Source organism: Vibrio sp. 10N.222.52.C12, assembly GCF_041474215.1.
Classification (GTDB): Bacteria; Pseudomonadota; Gammaproteobacteria; order Enterobacterales; family Vibrionaceae; genus Vibrio; species Vibrio crassostreae_C.
This window is the reverse complement of sequence record NZ_JBFRTR010000208.1, coordinates 1-699: the sequence shown is the minus strand read 5'-3', so window position 1 is coordinate 699 and position 699 is coordinate 1. Positions and strand designations below refer to the sequence as shown.

Annotated in this window: 2 protein-coding genes; one reads left to right on the top strand and one right to left on the bottom strand. The window is 40.2% G+C overall.

Going from position 1 to position 699, the window contains the following annotated elements:
- Nucleotides 1–61, bottom strand: a 61-nt coding sequence (locus AB4623_RS23735) for a hypothetical protein (protein ID WP_372147489.1), incomplete at its 3' end; no start/stop codon positions are given.
- Between the two features lie 388 nt (nt 62–449).
- On the opposite strand from AB4623_RS23735, the gene AB4623_RS23730 reads away from it, so the two are divergent.
- The coding region (locus AB4623_RS23730) for a hypothetical protein (RefSeq protein WP_372147487.1) at nt 450–699 on the top strand (250 nt) is incomplete at its 3' end.

Below are 699 nucleotides of genomic sequence, written 5' to 3'. Positions count from 1 at the left end.
ACATCGCACCTAATGTGTAAGGTGGGAAGTAACCGAATGCGCCGTCCGTCCAGTGGAGAATGTGACCTGCATTTTAAGGTAGTTGCGGCTGTCCAAATTCTTGCTAACGGGGCGACTTAACTCACAAAGTACGAAAAGTGGGGGCAGAGTACAGTTCTTGACTCAAACGAATTCGCTAGTTTTTGCTCTGTAAATCGCACTGAAAGAGTCACACACATACAAGGTAGTATGAGCATAGCCTTGAACAAGCCCAAAATCCTCGCTGAGAGCGTTTGAGGCGGTCTGAGGGTTGTTTTTGGTAGCTAATTTACCCATTTACCATAATAAGAATGATGAACTCCGACTTTAATTGCATGAAACGAGAGCTATCTATTTAGTTTCACTGCTGCGACAATCTTAATTTCTTACTAAACTGGAATTAGTATTGAACTAATAAAAAAGGAATAGTTATGCGAATTGTTTTTTTTGTTTTTGCTCTTTTTTTTTCTTCCCTTTCATTTGGAGGTTTTAAACCAATTCACGATAAAGCCTTAGAAGAAAAAGCACTCGATGCATTAGAAGTTCACTTAGTAGCTGAAGGTTTGATAAGAGATGATGCTGAGCTAGCTCTCGCGTATGAGGAGGGAGGGAAGAGTATTTTTTTCTTTCGAGTAAGAGAGCATGAAGGTGGGGATGAGTTATATAGGGTTTTTTGCTCAA